An 18,549-nucleotide genomic window follows, 5' to 3' on the forward strand; every position below is an offset into this window, starting at 1 on the left:
GCACCGTGCGGCCCCGGGCCGTTTCCGGTCACCGTTGACTCGGCTGCGACCGCCTTATAACTTCACTATACGGATTGTTGTTTCCGGGAAGCGGAAACGACCGGAGCGTGGAGGGTGCGGACGATGGGTCAGCAGGAGAAGGTGGCGACGAGCCTCGCCGGTGCGGTCAGCGACGGGATCAGCGCGTCCCTCGCGCCGGTGGACGCCGAACTCGCCCGCCGCTACCCGGGCGACCCCGGCACCCGCCAGCCCGTGCACACGGTCTACGTACCGGGCGACGTCTTCACGGCCGGGACCCTGCGCACCTGGGGCGACGAGGCGCTGAAGGCGCTGGACGAGCACGCCCCCGACGCGGCGGCCCTCGCCGGAGTGCTCGGCATCCCGGACGAGCTGGCCGGGCCCGTCCACGACCGCGTACGCGCCAAGCTGGAGCGCGAGCCGGTCGAAGACCTCAGGATCGACTTCGAGGACGGCTACGGACCCCGCTCCGACGCCGAGGAGGACGAGGCGGCGGCCCGCGCGGCCCGGCTCGTCTCGGAGGCGTACGCCGACGGCACGGCCGCCCCGTACATGGGCATCCGGATGAAGTGCATGGAAGCCGCCGTCCGCGACCGGGGCATCCGCACCACGGACGTCTTCCTGACCGGCCTCATGCGGGCGGGCGGCCTCCCCGACGGGCTCGTCCTCACCCTGCCGAAGGTGACGTACCCCGAGCAGGTCACCGCCTTCGTCCAGCTCCTCGAAGCCTTCGAGCAGGCGCACGGGCTGCCCGAGGGGCGCATCGGCTTCGAGATCCAGATCGAGACCAGCCAGTCCATCCTGGCCGCCGACGGCACCGCCGCCGTGGCCCGCATGATCGACGCGGCGCGGGGGCGGGCGACCGGGCTGCACTACGGCACGTTCGACTACAGCGCCTGCGTCGGCGTCAGCGCCGCGTACCAGGCGAGCGACCACCCGGCCGCCGACCACGCCAAGGCCGTCATGCAGGTCGCCGCGGCCGGCACCGGCGTACGCGTATCCGACGGCTCGACCAACGTCCTGCCCGTCGGGCCGACGCCGCAGGTCCACGAGGCGTGGCGGCTGCACTACGGCCTCACGCGCCGCGCCCTGGCCCGCGCCTACTACCAGGGCTGGGACATGCACCCGGGCCACCTGCCGACCCGTTACGCGGCCGTCTACATGTTCTACCGCGAGGGACTGGAGCAGGCCGCCGCCCGGCTCGCCGCGTACGTCTCCAAGGCCGGCGGCGACGTGATGGACGAACCGGCCACCGCCAAGGCGCTCAGCGGGTACCTGCTGCGCGGCATCGACTGCGGCGCCCTGGACACCGACGAGGTGGCGAAGCTGACCGGGCTGACCCGCGCGGACCTGGACGCCTTCGCCTCGCCCCGGCGCGGCACCCTGACGGTCACCGCGCCCTGAGGGGCGTCGTTCAGGCCGGGGGGAGCTCCCCGGAGCCGCGGGCGATCAGCCGGGTCGGGAGTTCCACGCGGGCCGGCGGGTGACCGGCCCCGTCCAGGCGCCGGAAGAGGTGTTCGGCGGCGGTGCGGCCCGCCGCCGCCGCGTCCTGGGAGACGACGGTGATGCCGAGCAGGTCCGCCAGCTCGATGTCGTCGAAGCCGACCAGGGCGACCGGCCGCTCCCGGTCCGCGAGGGCGCGCACCACCGTCACCGTCACGCGGTTGTTGCCGGAGAAGAGCGCCGTCACGGGCTCCGGGCCCGAGAGCATCGCATCGGCGGCGGCGCGGACCCGGCCGGGGTCCGTGGAGCCCAGCGAGACCCAGGAGTCCTCGACGGTTATCCCGGCCTCCGCCATCGCCGCGTGGTAACCCCGCAGGCGCTCGGTCGCGGTGTGGATACGGGGCTGGTCGCCGATGAAGCCGATACGGCGGTGGCCGTGCGCGATCAGATGGGCGACGCCCTCGCGCGCCCCGCCGAAGCTGTCCGAGAGCACCATGTCCGCCTGGATCTGCCCGGCCGGGCGGTCCACGAAGACCGTCGCGACCCCGGCCTTGATCTCCGGCTCCAGATAGCGGTGGTCGTCGGCGGCCGGGATCACGATGAGCCCGTCGACCCGGCGCGCGCAGAGGGCGAGGACCAGCTCCTGCTCGCGCTCCGGGTCCTCGGCGCTCGACCCGTTGATCAGCAGGGCGCCGTGCGCCCGGGCCACCTCCTCGACCGCGCGGCTCAGCGGCCCGTAGAAGGGGTCCGCCAGGTCCTCCAGGACCAGGCCGATGGAGGCGGTCCGGCCCTTGCGCAGCACCCGCGCGCTGTCGTTCCGGCGGAAGCCCAGCGCCTCGATCGCCTCCTGCACCCGGCGCTCGGTGTCCGGGGTGACCCCCGGCTCGCTGTTGACCACGCGCGACACCGTCTTCAGCCCCACCCCCGCCCGGGCGGCCACGTCCTTCATGGTCGGCCGGTTGCCGTAACGGGGCTCGGGATGGCGGGCGGTCTCGGCCACGGTGCGCTGTCCTGTCGTCGGTCGGGCGGTCCCGGCGGGCCACGGCGGCCGCCGTGGGGCTCCCGGAGGGTGTGGCGTCGAGCATAGGCCCTGGACAACGTTGTCAAGGGAATGGAGACTGGGCAGACTGTTGCACCTGAGCCGCAGGTCCCGCCCACACCACCCGGAGCCACACCGATGCAGACCGACCTCGTCGCCGCCCTCGATATCGGGGGCACCAAGATCGCCGGCGCGTTGGTGGACCGGGACGGCGGGCTCGTGGTGCGCGCCCAGCGGCCGACGCCCGCGCGGGAGAGCGGCGAACGCGTCATGGACGCGGTCGGCGGCGTCCTCGCCGACCTGGCCGCGTCCCCGTACTGGGGCGGCGCGACGGCCGTGGGCATCGGCAGCGCAGGCCCGGTGGACGCCGCCGCGGGCACGGTCAGCCCGGTCAACGTGCCCGGCTGGCGGGGCTTCCCGCTGGTCGAGCGCGTCGCGGACGCCACCGGCGGCCTCCCGGTCACGCTGGTCGGCGACGGCGTCGCGATCACGGCGGCGGAGCACTGGCTCGGCGCGGCGCGGGGCCATGACAACGCGCTGTGCATGGTCGTCTCGACCGGTGTCGGCGGCGGGCTCGTCCTGGGCGGCGCCCTGCACCCCGGCCCCAGCGGAAACGCCGGCCACATCGGGCACATCAGCGTGGACCTCGACGGCGACCTCTGCCCGTGCGGGGCGCGCGGCTGCGTCGAACGCATCGCGAGCGGCCCCAACATTGCGCGCCGCGCGCTGGACGCCGGCTGGCGGCCCGGTCCGGACGGCGACGCGACCGCGGTCGGCGTCGCGGCCGCCGCCCGGGCCGGCGACCCGGTCGCCGTGGCCTCCTTCGAACGCGCCGCGCAGGCCCTGGCGGCGGGGATCGCCGCGACGGCGACCCTGGTCGAGATCGACATCGCGGTGATCGGCGGCGGGGTGGCCGGGGCGGGCGAGCTGCTGTTCGCCCCGCTGCGCACGGCCCTGCGCCGGTACGCCACACTCTCCTTCGTCCAGCACCTGACCGTGGTGCCCGCGGTCATGGGCAACGACGCGGGCCTGGTCGGGGCGGCGGCGGCCGCGCTGGCCACCACCGCCCGGCCGCTCGCGGACCCGCTCAGCAGGTGATCCGCAGGTCTCCCCAGTCCCCGTGGTCCGAGTCGACGCCGTCGCCGCCGTCCGTCACCACCAGACGGACGACCTGGGCCCCGGTCACGTCCGCCGAGAGGGGCTGCGGGGCCATCGCGTTGGTCAGGACCCCGGTGGACGCGGCCTTCCTGCCGTCCGCCCGGATCTCGAAGGCGACGCTGCCCTTGGATCCCTTCTCGTCGTCCACTCCCACCTGCGCCGTCACGGTGTCGCACGCGCCGCCCGCGTAGTACTCGACGCTGCTCGCCGCGTGCACACCGAGCCCCTTGGCGTACACCTGGCCGCCGATTGTCAGCGGGTGGCCGTCGCCCGCGGCGCTCTCGCCGTTGCTGGTGTCCTTCTCTACGGGGCCGTAGCCGTTGGAGGCGCTGAGCTGCGGCAGGTCACCGAGGTAGCCGCCGCCGGCCGGGGGCGGCACCACCACATGGGCCCGGAACGCGACGGCGGACCGGATCCGCTCACCGGTGGGGGAGCGGTACTGGGCGGTGAGCGCCAGGTCGTAGCCGCCGGGGGACGCTCCGGCGGGGGCCGTCACCCGCCACCGGGTGGCCAGCGCGCCGCCGGTGGGCAGCGCGGCCGTCCGCGTCGGCGATGCGGCCTCCACCCGCCAGCCGGACGGGCCGGTGAGCGCGGCGGAGACCGTGAGCGCGGGCGTGCGGCCCAGGTCGGTGGCCTTCGTCGTCAGCGTGGCGGTGCGGCCCGCCTCGACCAGCGGGCTGCCCTCCAGGGCGAGTTCGACGCCGGGCGGGTGCGCGGCCCAGCGGCGGTCGGCCGCGACGCGCAGCAGCACGGTGCCGTGCGGGGGCACGGTCGTCGAGAGCCCGCCCGCCGTGTTGCGGGTGGTGTGGTCCCACAGGTCGCGCACGGTGTACCCGGAGGCGCGCGGGAGGCCCACCGCCGCGGCCGTGGTGGCGATCCGCTGGGGGCTGCCGGTCTCGTTGAACAGCGCCACGGCGCGGGAGCCGTCCTTCATCTCCTTGGCCACGACCCAGCGTCCGCCCTCGGAGGAGAGCACCTTGCCCTGCTTGCCCAGCGGGTCCTGGTCGACGGCGATGACCTCCTCGTTGGAGAGGATGTCGAAGGTCTCCCGGGACGCGGTGCGCAGGTCGGAGCCGATGAGCAGCGGCGCCGCCATCACCGACCACATCGAGAAGTGGGTGCGGTACTCGGTGTCCGTCATCCCGCCGTTGCCGACCTCCAGCATGTCGGGGTCGTTCCAGTGGCCGGGACCGGCCGCGGCGGACAGCGGGAGGTTCTGCTTCATGATCGACAGCATGCTGCCCCAGCTGTCGTTGATGTCGCCCGTGGTGCGCCAGAGATTGCCGAGTTCGGCGGCCCATTCCCAGGGCTTGTTCTCGCCCCATTCGCAGATGCTGTAGACGATGGGCCGTCCGGTCGCGGCGAGCGCGTCGCGCATGGTCGTATAGCGCTCCTTGGCGTCCACGCCCTGGTTGTTGCAGTTGTCGTACTTGAGGTAGTCCACGCCCCAGTCGGCGAATTGCCGCGCGTCGCTGAATTCATGGCCGAGTGCTCCGGGAATGCCCACGCTGTCGCAGGTCCTGGTGCCGGCGCTGGTGTAGATCCCCAGTTTGAGGCCCTTCGCGTGTACATAGTCCGCGACCGCTTTGATGCCGTGCGGAAAGCGCACCGGATCGGCTACCAGCTTTCCCTCCGCGTCGCGTTCCGGAACCGCCCAGCAGTCGTCCAGATTGACGTACTCGTACCCGGCGTCCTTCAGTCCCTTCTCCACGAAGATGTCGGCGATTCCCCTGACCATTTCCTCGTCGAACTCGGCGCGGCAATGCGTGGAGTTCCAGTTGTTGAATCCCATGGGCGGGGTGAGGGCCAGTCCGTTCGCGGCCCGGGGACCGGCGGCAGGCGGCGGCGCGGGGGCGTGCGCGGCGGCGGGCACCACGGTCCCCGCCGTACACAGGAGGCCCGCGACCAGGGCTCCGAGGACTCTGCGGCGGCTCGCTCGGGTGGGACGGCTTGGAAGATGACGCATCGTTACGTTCCTCCGTACTCGTGCCGGATCGGATGGCGACATGTGCACGCCAAGGCGAGCGAATACGTTAGGGCGTGTTGAAGTCTGTTGGAAGAGGGCGGGTGCCCGGTCGGCCGCATCTCGTCAAAACCCTTGACTGCGCCCCATGTTGGGGGTGAGATCCAAGCGCACGTTCGGTTGTGTTCGGTTGCCTTCCGGAGGACGGGCTCATGGCACACTCGTACAACAGATCGGATCTGCCCGGCAGTGTCGCGGGACACCGGATGTCCCGGCGGAGCCTGCTGCGCGGCGCGGCGCTCGGTGCCGGCGCGGTCACGCTTCCCGCCCTGCTCACCGCGTGCGGCGGCGGACCCGGTGGCGACGGCAAGACCGTCACCCTGGGATCGAATGCCTCCGACCCCATTCCCAAGAAAGCGTTCGCCGACGCGTTCAAGGCGTACGCCGCGCAGTCGGACGGCCGGAAGGTGAAGGTCAACACCGTCGACCACAACACCTTCCAGGAGAACATCAACCGCTATCTCCAGGGCAAGCCCGACGACGTCTTCATGTGGTTCGCCGGGTACCGCATGCAGTTCTTCGCGAAGAAGGGCCTGCTGTACGACATCAGCGACAACTGGCAGCACTACACGGGATTCTCCGACGCCTTGAAGGACCAGTCCAGCGGCGAGGACGGCAAGCAGTACCTCACCCCGTACTACTACTATCCGTGGGCCGTCTTCCACCGGAAGAGCCTGTTCACCGATCGCGGCTATCAGGTGCCCAGAACGCTCGACGAGTACGTGGCGCTCGCCAAGCAGATGAAGAAGGACAAGCTGGACCCCATCGCGTTCTGCGACAAGGACGGCTGGCCCGCCATGGGCACCTTCGACTACATCAACATGCGCACCAACGGATACGAATTCCACAAGAGCCTCATGGCCGGTCAGGAAGCCTGGACGGACAAACGCGTCCGGGACGTCTTCGACACCTGGCGGCGCCTTCTTCCGTACTGCCAGCCCGGCGCCAACGGCCGCACCTGGCAGGAGGCCGCCACCAGCCTCCAGAAGCGCGAGGCGGGCATGACCGTCCTCGGTCTGCCCCACCCCGGCGCGCAGTTCCCCAAGGCCGAGCAGACCGACCTGGACTTCTTCCCCTTCCCCGAGATCGACCCCGAGCACGGCCAGGACGCCGTGGAGGCGCCCATCGACGGGTTCCTGCTGGCCAAGAAGTCCAAGAACCTGAAGAACAAGAAGACGCTGGAGAGCGCCAAGGACCTGGTGAAGTGGCTCGCCACCGGGAAGGCCGAGGACATCTACCTCAAGAGCGACCCCAACAACATCGCGGTCAGCGAGGAGGCGGACACCTCCGGGTACTCCGCGATCCAGAAGAAGGCCGTCGAACTCGTCTCGGGCGCCAAGCAGATCTCGCAGTTCCTCGACCGGGACACCCGTCCGGACTTCGCGTCCACGGTCATGATCCCCGCGATCCAGAAGTTCATCAGCAGCCCAGACGACGTGGACGGCCTGGTCAACGACATCGAACGGCAGAAGAAGACCATCTTCGCCTCGGACTGAACCGGGAGTGCGCACCGTGCCGTTCATCTCGGGGAGGCGCACCGGACGACGGGGCACGCGGCGGTACACCCGCCGCGACCTCGTGGTGCTCGGTGTGCTGCTCGGCCTGCCCGTCCTGCTGGACCTCGCCATCGTCTGGGGCCCGACCCTGGCCTCCGTCGTCCTCTCGTTCACCAGCTGGGACGGGATCGGCGACATCGAGTGGGTCGGGACCCGCAATTACACGAACCTCTTCACGAACTACCCGCAGTTCTGGCCAGCCGCCCGGCACAACCTGCTCTGGCTCGCCTTCCTCGGCCTCGTCGCCACCCCGTTCGGGCTGCTCCTGGCCGTACTGATCGACCGGGGCGTGCGGTTCAGCCGCTTCTACCAGTCCACGCTGTACATGCCCGTCGTGCTCTCGCTCGCGGTGGTCGGCTTCATCGCCCAGCTCGTCTTCTCGCGTGACCAGGGCGCGCTCAACGCCGTACTCGGCGACACGGAGACGCCGACGGACTGGCTCGGCGATCCGGACCTCAACATCTGGATGGTCCTGCTGGCCGCCGCCTGGCGGCACACCGGCTATGTGATGATCCTCTACCTCGCCGGGCTCAAGGCCGTCGACCGGTCCCTCAAGGAGGCGGCGGCGATCGACGGGGCGAGCGAGGCGCAGACCTTCTTCCGCGTCGTCTTCCCGACCCTGCGGCCGGTCAACGTCATCGTCGGCGTCATCACCGTCATCGAGTCGCTGCGCGCCTTCGACATCGTGTACGCGGTCAACCACGGGCGCAACGGCCTGGAACTGCTCTCCGTGCTCGTCACCGACAACATCATCGGCGAGGCCAGCCGGATCGGCTTCGGCTCCGCGATCGCCGTCGTCCTGCTGACCGTCTCCCTCGGATTCGTGGTGACGTACCTGGTCCAGGAGCTCCGAGGGGAGAAAGACCGATGACCACCACGCAGACCACCCGCGCGGTCCCGGCCACCCCTGAGAGGGCCCGCCGCGGGCTCCGGCCCGGCCGGCTCGGTGTGCACGCCTTCCTGATGGCGGTCTCGCTGGCCTTCCTCGCCCCGCTGCTGCTCGCGGTCTACGCCTCGCTGCGGCCGTACGACGAGACCTCCGAGTACGGCTACTTCTCGCTGCCGCGCCACCTCTCGCTGGACTACTACCGGCAGGCGTTCACCGACTCCGGCATGACGAAGTACTTCGTCAACACCCTGATCATCGCGGTGCCGGGCGTCCTGATCACCCTGTTCCTCGCCTCGTTCGTGGCCTTCGCGCTCGCCCGGCTGAAGATGCGCGGCGGCCTGGTCCTGCTGATGCTCTTCACAGCCGGCAACCTGCTCCCGCAGCAGGTGATCGTCACCCCGCTGTACGTCGTCTTCAACCGCATCCCGCTGCCGTACTGGATGTCCGACTCGATGACGATGTTCGACTCCTACTGGGCCGTCGTCCTGGTGCAGATCGGCTTCCAGATCGGCTTCTGCGTTTTCGTCCTGGCCAACTTCATGCGCACCCTGCCGGTGGAGATCCTGGAGGCGGCGGTGGTGGACGGGGCCGGGGTGTGGACGCGGTTCTGGCGGATCACCCTGCCGCTGTGCCGCCCGGCGCTCGCCGCGCTCGGCACGCTCCAGTTCACCTGGATGTACAACGACTTCCTGTGGGCGCTGGTCTTCATCTCCGACGGCGACAAACTGCCCATCACCTCCGCGCTGAACAACCTGCGCGGGCAGTTCTTCACCGACTACAACCTGCTCGCCGCCGGCTCGGTGATCGTCGCGCTGCCGACGCTCGTCGTCTTCCTGCTGCTCCAGCGGCACTTCATCGCCGGACTCACGCTGGGGTCCGGCAAGGGGTGACAGGGCCTGTCCGGCGGCGTGCCGCCGGACAGGCCGGAAGCGCCCTACTCGCAGGCCACGCCGTCCCCGTCGCGGTCGAGGTGCCGGCCGTACCCCGGATCGCCCCGGTGGATCGGGGCCGCACCGGCCGCGCGGACAGCGGTGCAGTTCGCGTAGTACGCCGAGCCGCCGCCCGAGCCCCCGCCACTCGAACCGGAGTCGTCCGAACCGGAGTCGTCCGAGGTGTCGGCGGGGGCCTCGGGCGCGACGGTGACCTTGACGGTCTTCGTCTTCGTGACGGTCGGCACCGGCTCGGGGCTCGCGGTGACCGTCTCGGTCACGGCGGGCTCCGGCGCGGGCGTGACCGACACGGTGGCGGTGACGGTCGGCGCCGGCGAGGACTTCGCCGCCGCCTCGGTCCTGTCCGCCCCGGAGTCCCCGCCGGCGGCCCCCATGCCCACACCGACGAGGAAGAGAACGGCCGCCGCCGGGATGACGATGCGTTTCCTCGCCCAGCGGGGCGCGCCGCCCCCGGGGCCGCCCGGACCCTGCGGGCCGAACGGTGACGGCTGCGGCGGCGGCCCCCAAGGCGGCGGCTGCGGCGAAGGGTTGTGCGACATGGGACCCCCCAAAGTTGCGTGGAGGGACGACCGTAGCCGGGCCCGGACCCCGGAGGAGGCCAATCCTCCGCAAGTGATGGAGTTGTGACCATCTCGTGAAGTCGAGGGTCCGCCACGGCCTGCGTGGGCCCGCCGTTGTCAGTGGCGGGTGCGATCCTGCACGCATGGACGAGATCATGCGACGGCGGGTGTACGGCGCCGACCACGAAGACCCCGACCCGGGCCCCCGGCCGGGCCGCGAGTACCGGGAGCTGGTCGGCGGACCGCTCGACGGACTGCTCCTGGACGTGACGGGGTGGACGGCGGTGGCCCTGGCGGACGGCTCCGCCCTGGTCACCGAGATCGGGGCCTACGGACCGGGCGGCCGAGCCGAGTACGGCCCGCGCCCGGACGAGCCGGACAAGTGGGACTGGCGGGGCGATACGCCGTAGCCCCGGGAGGCCGGCTGCCGCCCCCTCCGCGCAACGCATCGCCCCGGGCGTGTTTTCGCGGCAGGGTGTTGCGGGCAAGCCACAGGGGGCTGCTACGGAAGAGGGGGAACCGTGATCGTCTGGATCAACGGTGCGTTCGGCGCCGGTAAGACCAGCGCCGCGCGTGAACTGATCGATCTGATCCCGAACAGCACCTTGTACGACCCGGAACTCACCGGGACGGGGCTCAGGAGCCTGCTGCCCCAGAAGAAACTGGCCGAGGTGACGGACTTCCAGGACCTGCCGATCTGGCGGCGCCTCGTGGTGGACACCGCCGCCGCGCTCCTCGCCGAGCTGGGCGGAGTCCTCGTCGTGCCGATGACGCTCCTGCGGCAGGAGTACCGCGACGAGATATTCGGCGGTCTCGCCGCCCGGCGCATATCGGTGCGCCATGTACTGCTCTCACCTGAGGAAACGATCCTGCGCGAGCGCATCGCCCGCCGGGCCGAGTTCCCCGGTGACGTCCCCGGTGACGCGGAGGGTGTGGACCCGACCGGCCGCTGGGCGTACGACCGCATCGAACCGTACCGCTCGGCCCTCGGCTGGATCACCGGAGACGCCCACACCATCGACAACAGTGCGCTCACCCCGCGCCGGACGGCGGAGCGCATCGCGGAGGCCGTACGCACCGACGCCGCCCCCGCCTGCGAGATCGTCCAGACCCCGGAGCCGACCGGGGAGACCGTCGCCTCCGGGGTGCTCCTCTTCGACGAGCACGACCGGTTCCTGCTCGTCGACCCCACGTACAAGCCGGGCTGGGAGTTCCCCGGCGGCGTCGTGGAGGCGGGCGAGGCCCCCGCGCAGGCGGGGATCCGGGAGGTCGCCGAGGAGATCGGCATCCAGCTGGAACGGGTGCCCAAGCTGCTCGTCATCGACTGGGAGGCGCCCGACCCGCCCGGATACGGCGGTCTGCGCCTCCTCTTCGACGGCGGACTGCTGCCCCGTGCGGACGCGGAGCGGCTGCTGCTCCCGGGCTCCGAGCTGCGCGGCTGGCGGTTCGTCACCGAGGCGGAGGCGGCCACCCTGCTGCCGCCCACCCGCTACGAACGGCTGCGCTGGGCGCTCCGGGCCCGGGAACGCTCAGCCGTGCTCAACCTGGAGGCCGGCGTCCCCGTCGGCTGAGGACGTGTCGGCCGCGGCCCGCAGGACCGCGGCGGCGTCCTCGGTGAGGGGGTCGCCGTGGCCGAAGCAGACCGTGGCCGGTTCCAGCGCGGCCAGCCGCCGGAACGAGGCCACGGCCTGCTCCCGGTCGATGTTGAAGACGCCCAGCATCACCTGCCCGACCCCGGCCACGCAGTCGCCGGTGAACAGCACGCCGTGCCCGGGGAGGTGCACACCGATGGAGCCGGGCGTGTGCCCGGGGGAGTGGACCACCCGCGCCCCGCCCCCGAACGGCAGGACCGCCCCGTCGGACAGCTCGGTGTCGACCCGGGTCGGGGGAGCCGGGGGAACGGTCAGCGCGTGCTCGTACAGCGGGCGTTCCCAGTCCAGGAGCACCGGCTCCCCGACCTCCTCCTCGCCCCGGATGACCGGCGCGTCCAGCCGGTGCGCCAGGATCTCGGCACCGTGGCGGTCGGCCAGCTCCTGGGCGGCGCCGTAGTGGTCCCGGTGGCCGTGGGTGATGACGATCCGGGCGATGTCGGCGGGGTCGTGGCCGAGGCCGCGCACCGCCTCCTCGATGGCGGGCGCCGCGTTCACGTCGCCCGCGTCGATCAGGGTCAGCTCCGTCCCGTCGCGCCACAGATACGCCTGGCCGATCGGGAAGCGGAACATGTGCAACTGCGGAAGCACCTCTACGAGATCCATGCGGCGAACCTAAGCGGCCCGGGCCGGCCGCCGCACGGATCTACGCTCTCGGCGAGCTTCGCTCAACGCGTATCCGGGACCGGACGAGGACTCAGACCGTCTTCGACGCGGCGTAGTTGCGCAGGAACAGCGCCTCGGCCACCGACAACCGCTCCAGCTCCTCGGGCGACACGCTCTCGTTCACCGCGTGGATCTGCGCCTCCGGCTCGCTGAGCCCGATCAGCAGGATCTCCGCCTCCGGGTACAGCCCGGCCAGGGTGTTGCAGAGCGGGATCGAGCCGCCCATGCCGGAGGACTGCATCTCCTGGCCCGGGTACGCGACCCGCATGGCCTCGGCCATCGCGGTGTACGCCGGGCTCGCGATGTCCGCCCGGAACGGCTGCCCCTGGCCGACCTGCTCGACCGAGACCTTCGCACCCCACGGGGTGTGCGCGAGCAGGTGCGCGGTGAGCAGCTTCGTCGCCTCGTCCGCGTTCTGCCCCGGCGGCACCCGCAGGCTGATCTGCGCGCGGGCACTCGCCTGCACGGAGGGCGTCGCGCCGACCACGGCCGGGCAGTCGATGCCGATCACGGTGACGGCGGGCCGCGCCCAGATCCGGTCGGCGACCGTGCCGGTGCCGATGAGCCCGACCCCGTCGAGCACCTTGGCGTCCTTGCGGAACTCCTCCTCCTCGTACTGCAATCCGTCCCACGCGGCGTCCGCGGTCAGGCCGTCGACGGTCGTCGAACCGTCCTCGGCCCGCAGCGAGGCGAGCAGCTGGATCATCGCGGCGAGCGCGTCGGGCGCGGCACCGCCGAACTGGCCCGAGTGCAGATTGCCCTCCAGCGTGTCCAGCTGGACCCGCAGCATCGTCATGCCGCGCAGCGTCGAGGTCACGGTCGGCAGCCCCGCCCGGAAGTTGCCGGTGTCGCCGATCACGATGGTGTCGGCCGCCAGGAGGCCGGGGTGCGCCTCGGCGTACCGCTCCAGACCGCCGGTGCCCTGCTCCTCCGAACCCTCCACGATCACCTTGACCGAGACGGGCACCCCGCCGTCCGCCTTCAGCGCCCGCAGCGCGAGCAGATGCATGAGGAAGCCGCCCTTGCAGTCGGCCGTGCCCCGGCCGAACCAGCGCCCGTCACGCTCCGTCAGCTCGAACGGCGGGGAGATCCAGGCGGCCTCGTCCAGCGGCGGCTGCACGTCGTAGTGCGCGTAGAGCAGCACGGTCGGCGCGCCCTCCGGGCCCGGAAGGAGACCGTAGACGGACTGGGAGCCGTCCGGGGTGTCGAGCAGTTCGACGTCCTGGAAACCTTCGGTACGCAGCGCTGCGGCGACCCACTCGGCGGCCGCCTCGCACTCGCTCCTCGGATAGACCGCGGGGTCCGCCACCGACTGGAAGGCCACCAGCTCGGTCAGCTCCGCCTTGGCGCGGGGCATCAGCGAGGCGACGGTCTCGGGAATCGGATGGCCGGTCATGGGGCACGCTCCTGGTAGGTGCGACGTTATGTGTACGTTTCCGGGTACTCGCCCGCCTGGAGTGCGGCGTCACGGGTCCCCCGGAGACTCGGCCGATCCTCCCACAGCGGTTCCCGGCCGGAACGCGCCGTAGGATGCCGTGAGCAGCTTGGGCCACTGGTCGGATCGGGAGCAGAAGCACATCGTGAGCAGCGAGAACGCAGACGCCGGACATGAGCACGAAGAGTCGTCCGTGTGGGACGTCGTCGTAGTCGGCGCCGGACCGGCGGGAGCCTCCGCGGCATACGCGGCGGCCGTCGCCGGCCGCAAGGTACTGCTCCTGGAGAAGGCGGAGCTGCCCCGTTACAAGACGTGCGGCGGCGGCATCATCGGCTTCTCGCGGGACGCGCTGCCGCCCGGGTTCGAACTCCCCCTGAAGGACCGGATCCACGCGGTCACCTTCTCGCTCAACGGCAGGCTGGCGCGCACCCGCCGCTCCAAGCGGATGCTCTTCGGCCTCATCAACCGCCCCGAGTTCGACGCGGGGCTGGTCGAGCAGGCGCAGAAGGCCGGTGCCGAACTGCGCACCGGGGCGACCGTCTCGCGGGTGGAGCAGCACGGTGCCGCGGTGCCCGACCGGCGCACGGTCGCGGTCGTGCTGGCCGGCGGCGAGACCGTCCTGGCCCGCGCGGTGGTCGGCGCGGACGGCAGCGCCGGGCGCATAGGAGCCCATGTCGGGGTCAAGCTCGACCAGGTCGACCTGGGCCTGGAGTCGGAGATCCCGGTGCCGCCCACCGTGGCGGAGGACTGGGCGGGCCGCGTCCTCATCGACTGGGGCCCGATGCCCGGCAGTTACGGCTGGGTCTTCCCCAAGGGCGACACCCTGACGGTCGGCGTGATCTCCGCGCGCGGCGACGGCGCCGGCACCAAGCGGTATCTGGAGGACTTCGTCGCGCGGCTCGGCCTCGCCGGCTTCGAGCCCACGATCTCCTCCGGCCACCTCACGCGCTGCCGCAGCGAGGACTCGCCGCTTTCGCGCGGCCGGGTGCTGGTGTGCGGTGACGCGGCCGGCCTGCTGGAGCCGTGGACCCGCGAGGGCATCTCCTTCGCGCTGCGGTCGGGGCGGCTGGCCGGTGAGTGGGCGGTGCGCGTGGCCGAGGCGCACGACGCGGTGGACGCCCGCCGCCAGGCGCTCAACTACGCCTTCGCCATCAAGGCCGGCCTCGGCGTCGAGATGGGCGTGGGCCGACGCATGCTGAAGCTGTTCGAACGGCGCCCGGGCGTGCTGCACGCCGTTCTGACGGGCTTCCGTCCGGCGTGGAACGCGTTCGCGGGCATCACGCGCGGCACGACCTCGCTGGCCGAGCTGGTCCGTTCGCACCCGCTGGCCCAGCGGGCGCTGTCGGCGATGGACCGCTAGGACCGTTCCCGTGGTCCGGTTCTACGAGGGCTGACGCGCCGTCCGGTGCGTCAGCCCTCCTCGCCGATCCGGAAGACCGGGTGGTCGGGGCAGGCCGCCAGGATCTCGGCGTCCGTGGACTTCGCCGTGATGCCCTGGAAGTACTGGTTGACCTCCCAGCCCCACCGCTCCAGATAGGCGCGGATGACGGCCGCCTTGTGCGCGTCGTCCGCGATCTCCACGGCGGAGAAGGCCCGCGTCCTGCGGCCGCGGCGCAGCTCCCCGCCGCCCGCCGCCCGCATGTTGCGCACCCACTGCGAGTGGCCGCGGGCGGAGACCAGGTACCGCACGCCCTCGTAGGTGTGCGGGTTGACCGGGACGCGCTGCATCTGGCCGCTCTTGCGGCCCCGCACCGACAGCTCCTGCGAGCCGAGCAGGCTGATCCCGTGCCGTGCGAGCCAGCCGACGAGGCTGTTGAAGCGGACGTTGAGCGGGCTGCCCTGCAGGTAGTACGGCTGCGACGGCGAGTGCGACTGCGACATGGTGACCCCCACGGTGGCGAACATTTCCGAGAGCGGTGCTCTCGCTTGAGATCAGTGTGCACGGAAGCGGCGATCAAAAGCAAGAGCAGTGCTCTCGTTATTGGTCGCTGCTCTGTACGCATGGCAGACTGAGCCCCATGAGCGCTATCCGGGGAGCCAGGGAACGGGCCCGCATCGAGGTCACCGCCGCCATCAAGGACGAGGCGAGGAAACAGCTCGCCGCCGAGGGCGCGGCGAAGCTGTCGCTGCGCGCCGTCGCCCGCGAGCTGGGCATGGTCTCCTCGGCCCTCTACCGCTACTTCCCCAGCCGGGACGACCTGCTGACCGCTCTCATCGTCGACGCGTACGACGCGGTCGGCGAGGCCGCCGAGCGCGCCGCCGCGTCGCCCGGCGCCCCCGTCACGGGTCTCGCCCGCTGGGTCGCCGTCGCCTGCGCCGTACGCGACTGGGCGCTGGCCCACCCTCACGAGTACGCGCTCATCTACGGCTCGCCCGTGCCCGGGTACTCGGCGCCGCAGGACACCGTCGGCCCCGCCGCGCGCGTCGGCATGGCGCTCATCGCCCTCGTGGAGGAGGCCCGCCGCGACGAGGGCCTGGCGCTTCCGCCGCTCCCGGACGAACTGCGCCCGGAGGCCGAACGGCTCGCCGCCGATGTGGCCCCCGGGCTGGCTCCGGCGGTGGCCGCCCCACTCGTCGCGGCCTGGTCCCAGCTGTTCGGGCTCATCTCCTTCGAGGTGTTCGGCCAGTTCAACCGGGTGGTGGAGGCCCGCGAGGTCTTCTTCCGCCAGGCCGTCACCGAACTGGCCCGCACCGTGGGCCTCCTGGGCCGGCGCGGCTGATTCCCGCTAGCGGGTCATGACCAGGTGATCGAGGAGTTGTCCCGCCAGAGCCGGGCCAGGTCCTCGTCGCCCGTCACCGTGAGGGCGGTGAGCGGAAGCCGGTTCCACAGGGCGAGGTAGAGCGTCTGGGCCGGCGCGCTCAGCTCGCAGTCCACCGGGGGCGTCCCGGCCGGCGCCTCCTCGCGCACCGCCACCGGCGGCTCGGCGGACAGCCGTACGGTCCACACGGTGTCCGTGTCCGTCGCCCGGACCCGCAGCGTGCGCGGGGTCTCGGTGCGCACCCGGCTCTTCGGGCGGGCGTGCATCCCCCGCAGCAGTTCGTCGATGCCGTCCAGCGCGTGGTCGGCGCCGACGGGGGAGAGGTCGCCGCCGCGCGCGGACTCGGCGTCCACCCGGTGGATCGTCGTCTCATGGGCCTGGCGGCGGGCCCAGAAGGCGAGCGGCGAGGACGCCGGGAGGAACGACCAGCACTGCACGTCCTGCGGCGCGTTCTCCAGCGCCTCCACCAGGAGCCGGTGCCCCGCGCGGAAGTGGGCCACCAGTTCCGGCCCGTCCAGCTCCGGTTCACCGCCGTCGGGGACGTACGAGGTGTGTCCCTCGCGGACGAAGGCGGCGGCCCAGGCGTGCACCATCGTGGTGTGCCTGAGCAGGTCGCGCACCCGCCAGTCGGGGCAGGTCGGCACCGGTGCGCCGGTGCCCGCTTCGTCGGCCGCGTCCGCCAGCAGGCGGCCCTCGGCGGCCAGGGCCGCTATGTGTTCCGTGATCTTCATGGACGGATTGTGCCAGCCAGGCGGGGTCCGGAGGGCCGTGCGGTCAAACGCCCTGCGGATGGGCCGTACGACTCCGGCGGGCACCGCCGCGCACCAGCCGGACGAACCAGCCCAGCGCCAGCGACTGCACCAGCACGGACACCGTCAGCGCCAGGTACATGAACCAGGCCGGGCCGAAGGATTCCGCCCCGGCCAGCGAGCCGCCGAGCAGGAACAGGAAGACCGTCGGCGCGGCCAGCAGGAAGAGCCAGACACCGGCGAACGAGGCGTCGTCATGGCCGACCAGCAGGGTGTCCGCGGTGACGAACACGGCGGCCGCCGCGACCGCGCCCAGGTAGAGCAGCGACGCGGCGTTTCCGAAGGTGAGCCGAGCGAGCGTGCGGATCGTCCGCTGGTTCACGGCCGGCTTGTTCATGGTCTGCTCCCCGTCGTTGGCTGCGTCTCCATCGTGCGCGCGGGGAATCGTTCCTGCCTGAGTACCGCTACTCAGGCAGTCAGGTGTGCGCCGCCTTGCGGGCGCCGTAGCCCAGCGCCGCCGCCGCGCCCGCCAGTACCGCCACCGTGGTCAGGGCCACCGGCAGTGAGAACCAGTCGGCCAGGAAGCCGATCGCGGGCGGCCCGAGCAGCATGCCGCCGTAACCGAGCGTCGAGGCCGCCGCGACCCCGCCGGGTCCGGCCAGTTCGCCGGCCCGGCCGACCGCCACCGGGAAGATGTTGGCGAGGCCGATCCCGGTGACCGCGAAGCCGAGCAGCGCCAGCCAGGCCGTCGGGGCGAGCGAACCCAGGAGCATCCCGGCGCCCGCCGTGGCGCCGCCCGCCACCAGCGTGCGGGTCTGCCCGAGGCGTTCGAGGAGGGCGGTGCCGCTGAGCCGGCCCGCCGTCATGGCCAGCGCGAACAGCGAGTATCCGGCGGCGGCGACCCCGGGACGGGCGTGCAGGTCCTGCTCCAGGTGCAGGGCGCCCCAGTCGGCCAGCGCGCCTTCGCCGTACGCGGTGCAGAGCGCGATCAGGCCGAACAGCAGCACCACCTTGCGCGCCCGCCCGGACAGCCGCTTCCCGGACCGGTCGGCGGGCGGGGCGTCCGCCCGCTCCGGCACCACGGGCGCCGGGTGCCGCAGCAGGACCGGACCGGCGAGCGCGGTGACGACCAGTCCGATTCCGGTCAGGAAGAAGAGGTGCGTCGCGGGCGAGAGGCCGGCCGCGACGAGGCCGCCGAGCCCTGCGCCGAGCATCCCGCCGAGGCTGAACGCGGCGTGGAAGCTGGGCATCACGGGCCGGCGCAGGGCGGCGACCAGGTCCACTGCCGCGCTGTTCATCGCCACGTTCATCCCGCCGTACGCGGCACCGAAGACCAGCAGTACGAGCCCCAGCGCGAGGGCCGAGTGCGTCTGGGCGGGCAGCGCGATGCTGAGGGAGAGGAGAACACCGCAGGCCACGGTCACGGCGTGGCTGCCGAACCGGCGGCAGAGCCGGCCGGTGAGCGTCATGGTGATCACGGCCCCGGCGGAGACGCCGAGGAGCGCGAGGCCGAGGGTGGCGGCCGAGGCGCCGGTCTGGTGCTTGATGGCCGGGATACGGACCACCCAGCCGGCGAAGAGGAAACCGTCGAGGGCGAAGAACACGGTCAGCGCGGTGCGGAGACGGGCCGACGAGAGCGGGGCGGTGTTGCCGCC

The 18,549-nt window shown here is 72.1% G+C and carries 18 protein-coding genes; 9 read left to right on the plus strand and 9 right to left on the minus strand.

Annotation, left to right across the window (positions count from 1 at the left end; translation table 11 throughout):
• Window positions 1-123: 123 nt before the first annotated feature.
• A complete protein-coding gene (locus NEH16_RS28535; RefSeq protein ID WP_265545813.1) occupies window positions 124-1,422 on the plus strand; it encodes a DUF6986 family protein in 1,299 nt (432 codons plus the stop codon).
• 10 nt (window positions 1,423-1,432) lie between these two features.
• On the opposite strand, the gene NEH16_RS28540 is transcribed toward NEH16_RS28535, so the two are convergent.
• The gene (locus NEH16_RS28540; protein WP_073969733.1) at window positions 1,433-2,461 is read right to left on the minus strand and encodes a LacI family DNA-binding transcriptional regulator; all 1,029 of its coding nucleotides are present in this window, start codon (window positions 2,459-2,461) and stop codon (window positions 1,433-1,435) included.
• Between the two features lie 177 nt (window positions 2,462-2,638).
• On the opposite strand from NEH16_RS28540, the gene NEH16_RS28545 reads away from it, so the two are divergent.
• Entirely contained in the window at window positions 2,639-3,598 is a 960-nt protein-coding gene (locus NEH16_RS28545; protein ID WP_073969732.1) for an ROK family protein, read from the plus strand.
• Here the strand turns inward: NEH16_RS28545 and NEH16_RS28550 are convergent.
• Entirely contained in the window at window positions 3,588-5,624 is a 2,037-nt protein-coding gene (locus NEH16_RS28550) for an NPCBM/NEW2 domain-containing protein (RefSeq protein ID WP_265545814.1), read from the minus strand. The genes NEH16_RS28545 and NEH16_RS28550 overlap by 11 nt on opposite strands.
• A 263-nt stretch (window positions 5,625-5,887) precedes the next feature.
• On the opposite strand from NEH16_RS28550, the gene NEH16_RS28555 reads away from it, so the two are divergent.
• The 3 genes from NEH16_RS28555 to NEH16_RS28565 are packed head-to-tail and all read left to right on the plus strand — an operon-like array spanning window position 5,888 to window position 9,016.
• Window positions 5,888-7,177, plus strand: a complete 1,290-nt coding sequence (locus tag NEH16_RS28555; protein ID WP_265545815.1) for an ABC transporter substrate-binding protein — start codon at window positions 5,888-5,890, stop codon at window positions 7,175-7,177.
• Between the two features lie 16 nt (window positions 7,178-7,193).
• Window positions 7,194-8,108, plus strand: coding sequence for a carbohydrate ABC transporter permease (locus NEH16_RS28560; protein ID WP_265545816.1), 915 nt, complete (start codon window positions 7,194-7,196; stop codon window positions 8,106-8,108).
• The gene (locus NEH16_RS28565) at window positions 8,105-9,016 is read left to right on the plus strand and encodes a carbohydrate ABC transporter permease (protein ID WP_265545817.1); all 912 of its coding nucleotides are present in this window, start codon (window positions 8,105-8,107) and stop codon (window positions 9,014-9,016) included. Before NEH16_RS28560 ends, NEH16_RS28565 begins: the two co-directional genes overlap by 4 nt.
• Before the next feature lie 44 nt (window positions 9,017-9,060).
• Here the strand turns inward: NEH16_RS28565 and NEH16_RS28570 are convergent, their stop codons facing one another.
• On the minus strand, window positions 9,061-9,615 hold the full coding sequence (locus NEH16_RS28570; protein ID WP_073969729.1) for an excalibur calcium-binding domain-containing protein: 555 nt from the start codon (window positions 9,613-9,615) through the stop codon (window positions 9,061-9,063).
• Window positions 9,616-9,779: 164 nt separating this feature from the next.
• Between NEH16_RS28570 and NEH16_RS28575 the strand changes: the two genes are divergently transcribed.
• Window positions 9,780-10,046, plus strand: coding sequence for a hypothetical protein (locus tag NEH16_RS28575; protein WP_073969728.1), 267 nt, complete (start codon window positions 9,780-9,782; stop codon window positions 10,044-10,046).
• A gap of 111 nt (window positions 10,047-10,157) precedes the next feature.
• Window positions 10,158-11,207, plus strand: coding sequence for an NUDIX hydrolase (locus tag NEH16_RS28580; protein WP_073969727.1), 1,050 nt, complete (start codon window positions 10,158-10,160; stop codon window positions 11,205-11,207).
• Here NEH16_RS28580 and NEH16_RS28585 read toward each other — a convergent pair.
• Together NEH16_RS28585 and NEH16_RS28590 are read right to left on the minus strand one after the other, a co-directional pair.
• The gene (locus NEH16_RS28585; RefSeq protein WP_265545818.1) at window positions 11,166-11,891 is read right to left on the minus strand and encodes an MBL fold metallo-hydrolase; all 726 of its coding nucleotides are present in this window, start codon (window positions 11,889-11,891) and stop codon (window positions 11,166-11,168) included. The two genes, NEH16_RS28580 and NEH16_RS28585, sit on opposite strands and share 42 nt — an antisense overlap.
• Window positions 11,892-11,982: 91 nt before the next feature.
• Window positions 11,983-13,347, minus strand: coding sequence for a dipeptidase (locus NEH16_RS28590; protein ID WP_265545819.1), 1,365 nt, complete (start codon window positions 13,345-13,347; stop codon window positions 11,983-11,985).
• 184 nt (window positions 13,348-13,531) lie between these two features.
• On the opposite strand from NEH16_RS28590, the gene NEH16_RS28595 reads away from it, so the two are divergent.
• Complete coding sequence (locus NEH16_RS28595) at window positions 13,532-14,746, plus strand: geranylgeranyl reductase family protein (protein ID WP_073969739.1); 1,215 nt, start codon at window positions 13,532-13,534, stop codon at window positions 14,744-14,746.
• A 50-nt stretch (window positions 14,747-14,796) separates the two neighbouring features.
• On the opposite strand, the gene NEH16_RS28600 is transcribed toward NEH16_RS28595, so the two are convergent.
• On the minus strand, window positions 14,797-15,291 hold the full coding sequence (locus NEH16_RS28600; protein WP_374215596.1) for a nitroreductase/quinone reductase family protein: 495 nt from the start codon (window positions 15,289-15,291) through the stop codon (window positions 14,797-14,799).
• A 113-nt stretch (window positions 15,292-15,404) separates the two neighbouring features.
• On the opposite strand from NEH16_RS28600, the gene NEH16_RS28605 reads away from it, so the two are divergent.
• Entirely contained in the window at window positions 15,405-16,106 is a 702-nt protein-coding gene (locus NEH16_RS28605; RefSeq protein ID WP_265545824.1) for a TetR/AcrR family transcriptional regulator, read from the plus strand.
• Window positions 16,107-16,120: 14 nt separating this feature from the next.
• Here NEH16_RS28605 and NEH16_RS28610 read toward each other — a convergent pair whose 3' ends face one another.
• The 3 genes from NEH16_RS28610 to NEH16_RS28620 form a co-directional block, all read right to left on the minus strand.
• Window positions 16,121-16,876: a maleylpyruvate isomerase family mycothiol-dependent enzyme gene (locus NEH16_RS28610; protein ID WP_265545825.1), complete on the minus strand. Its 756-nt coding sequence runs from the start codon at window positions 16,874-16,876 to the stop codon at window positions 16,121-16,123.
• Between the two features lie 43 nt (window positions 16,877-16,919).
• A complete protein-coding gene (locus NEH16_RS28615) occupies window positions 16,920-17,291 on the minus strand; it encodes an SCO4225 family membrane protein (RefSeq protein WP_073969722.1) in 372 nt (123 codons plus the stop codon).
• Window positions 17,292-17,370: 79 nt separating this feature from the next.
• Window positions 17,371-18,498 carry an MFS transporter gene (locus tag NEH16_RS28620; RefSeq protein WP_265545826.1) on the minus strand — a complete coding sequence of 376 codons (1,128 nt, stop codon included), beginning with the start codon at window positions 18,496-18,498 and terminating at the stop codon, window positions 17,371-17,373.
• Window positions 18,499-18,549: the final 51 nt, after the last annotated feature.

It is taken from the genome of Streptomyces drozdowiczii (genome assembly GCF_026167665.1).
In the GTDB taxonomy this organism is placed as follows: Bacteria; Actinomycetota; Actinomycetes; order Streptomycetales; family Streptomycetaceae; genus Streptomyces; species Streptomyces drozdowiczii_A.

What these genes read in the sequence shown, in the direction of transcription:
- NEH16_RS28555 (WP_265545815.1), top strand. Translation starts at nt 5,888, where the DNA reads ATGTCCCGGCGGAGCCTGCTGCGCGGCGCGGCGCTCGGTGCCGGCGCG.
- NEH16_RS28605 (WP_265545824.1), top strand. Translation starts at nt 15,405, where the DNA reads ATGAGCGCTATCCGGGGAGCCAGGGAACGGGCCCGCATCGAGGTCACC.
- NEH16_RS28590 (WP_265545819.1), bottom strand. Translation starts at nt 13,347, where the DNA reads ATGACCGGCCATCCGATTCCCGAGACCGTCGCCTCGCTGATGCCCCGC.
- NEH16_RS28570 (WP_073969729.1), bottom strand. Translation starts at nt 9,615, where the DNA reads ATGTCGCACAACCCTTCGCCGCAGCCGCCGCCTTGGGGGCCGCCGCCG.
- NEH16_RS28615 (WP_073969722.1), bottom strand. Translation starts at nt 17,291, where the DNA reads ATGAACAAGCCGGCCGTGAACCAGCGGACGATCCGCACGCTCGCTCGG.
- NEH16_RS28545 (WP_073969732.1), top strand. Translation starts at nt 2,639, where the DNA reads ATGCAGACCGACCTCGTCGCCGCCCTCGATATCGGGGGCACCAAGATC.
- NEH16_RS28535 (WP_265545813.1), top strand. Translation starts at nt 124, where the DNA reads ATGGGTCAGCAGGAGAAGGTGGCGACGAGCCTCGCCGGTGCGGTCAGC.
- NEH16_RS28585 (WP_265545818.1), bottom strand. Translation starts at nt 11,891, where the DNA reads ATGGATCTCGTAGAGGTGCTTCCGCAGTTGCACATGTTCCGCTTCCCG.
- NEH16_RS28575 (WP_073969728.1), top strand. Translation starts at nt 9,780, where the DNA reads ATGGACGAGATCATGCGACGGCGGGTGTACGGCGCCGACCACGAAGAC.
- NEH16_RS28550 (WP_265545814.1), bottom strand. Translation starts at nt 5,624, where the DNA reads ATGCGTCATCTTCCAAGCCGTCCCACCCGAGCGAGCCGCCGCAGAGTC.
- NEH16_RS28610 (WP_265545825.1), bottom strand. Translation starts at nt 16,876, where the DNA reads ATGAAGATCACGGAACACATAGCGGCCCTGGCCGCCGAGGGCCGCCTG.
- NEH16_RS28600 (WP_374215596.1), bottom strand. Translation starts at nt 15,291, where the DNA reads ATGTTCGCCACCGTGGGGGTCACCATGTCGCAGTCGCACTCGCCGTCG.
- NEH16_RS28565 (WP_265545817.1), top strand. Translation starts at nt 8,105, where the DNA reads ATGACCACCACGCAGACCACCCGCGCGGTCCCGGCCACCCCTGAGAGG.